The sequence below is a fragment of the Streptomyces sp. WG5 genome (assembly GCF_049974565.1).
GTDB lineage: Bacteria > Actinomycetota > Actinomycetes > Streptomycetales > Streptomycetaceae > Streptomyces.
In genome coordinates, this window is the sequence record NZ_JBNGGC010000111.1 from 1 (window position 1) to 1,916 (window position 1,916).

A 1,916-nucleotide genomic window follows, 5' to 3' on the forward strand; every position below is an offset into this window, starting at 1 on the left:
CCACCGGCTGGGACGACCCGGTGACCGACTTGCCCGCGGCGGCGGTGTGGGGTCTGGTCCGGTCCGCGCAGTCGGAGAATCCCGACCGGATCACCTTGGTGGACCTCGAGAGGGATGGAGCTCTCGACTTCACTGCGCTGGCCAGGGCAGTCGCCACTGACGAGGCGCAGATGGCGGTACGTGGCACGGCTGTGCGCGTCCTGAACCTGGCCCGCCATTCCGGTGGGGATGCCCTGGTTCCGCCCGCTGGCGGGCTGTGGCGGCTGGAGACGACGCGGCGGGGCACGCTGGAAGGGCTGTCGTTTGTTCCCTGCCCCGAGCTTGCTGAGCCTGTTGCGGCCGGTCAGGTGCGGATTCAGGTGTGTGCGGCGGGGCTGAACTTCCGTGATGTGCTCAATGCGTTGGGGATGTATCCCGGTGATGCGGGGCCGTTGGGCAGTGAGGCCGCTGGTGTCATCACCGAAGTCGGTCCGGGGGTGGACGGCTTGCGTGTCGGGGACCGGGTTCTGGGGATTGTGCCGGCGGCGTTCGGTCCGGTCGCTGACACCGACCACCGGTATGTGGTGCGGGTGCCGGATGGCTGGTCGTTCGCTGAGGCTGCGTCGGTGCCGATCGTGTTTCTCACCGCCTATTACGGGTTGGTGGATCTGGCGGGGATCGTGCCTGGTGAGTCGCTGCTGGTGCATGCCGGTGCCGGTGGTGTGGGTATGGCGGCGATCCAGCTGGCCCGGCACTTCGGGGTGGAGGTGTTCGCCACTGCCAGTGAGGGCAAGTGGGAGGTGCTGCGCTCGCTCGGGCTGGATGACGCGCATATGGCGTCCTCGCGTTCGCTCGATTTCGAGCAGCGGTTCCTCACCGCCACTCAGGGGCGTGGTGTGGACGTGGTACTGAACTCGCTGGCCGGTGAGTTCGTGGATGCCTCACTGCGGGTGCTGGCCGGGCGCGGCCGGTTCATCGAGATGGGCAAGACCGATATCCGCTCGGCGCATGATGTTCTAGCGGACCATCCCGGTTCGGGCTACCAGGCCTTCGATCTGATCGAGGCCGGGCCGGAGCGGATCGGCGAGATGCTGGCCGAGCTGATGGAGCTGTTCGCGGCCGGGGCGTTGCGGCCGTTGCCGGTGGCCAGTACGGACGTGCGCCGGGCCCGTGAGGTCTTCCGGTCGATGAGCCAGGCCAAGCACACCGGCAAGCTCGTCCTGACCATGCCCGAGACGGTGGATGTCCGGGGCACGGTCCTGATCACCGGTGGCACGGGTGGTCTGGGCAGTTGGACCGCCCGGCACCTGGTGCGCTCCCACGGGGTACGGCATCTGCTGCTGGCCAGCCGCCGGGGCGAGCAGGCCCCGGGCGCGGCCGGACTGGTCGCCGAACTGTCACAGTTGGGCGCCGAGGTCACCGTCGTGGCCTGCGACGTCTCCGACCGGGCCTCGTTGGCGGCGGTGCTGGCGGCGGTGCCGGCAGAACACCCGCTGACAGGCATCGTCCACACCGCAGGCATCCTCGACGACGGAACCATCGGCTCACTGACCGGTGAGCGGATGGACCGGGTGCTGACGCCGAAGGTGGACGCCACCTGGCACCTGCACCAGCTGACACAGGAGCTGGACCTGTCGCTGTTCGTGGTCTTCTCCTCCCTGGCCGGACTGCTGGGCGGCCCGGGCCAGGGCAACTACGCAGCCGGCAACGTCTTCGCCGACACGCTCATACAGCACCGTCGACAGAACGGCCTTCCCGGCGTGTCCATGGCATGGGGCAGCTGGACCCCCGAGGTCGGGCTGACCGGAAACCTGTCGGACATCGACCTCCAACGGCTGACCAGCTCAGGGATGCCGCCGCTGTCGGTGGAGCAGGGACTGGAGCTGTTCGACCAGGCACTCCTCGCCGACCAGGCCGTGGTGGGACTGACCCGGCTG

1 pseudogene is annotated in these 1,916 nt (G+C 68.8%); it reads left to right on the forward strand.

Annotated elements, in window-relative coordinates:
* Positions 1 to 20 precede the first annotated feature (20 nt).
* Positions 21 to 1,916, forward strand: a pseudogene (locus tag ACP4IX_RS36080) (SDR family NAD(P)-dependent oxidoreductase); the annotation flags it as partial.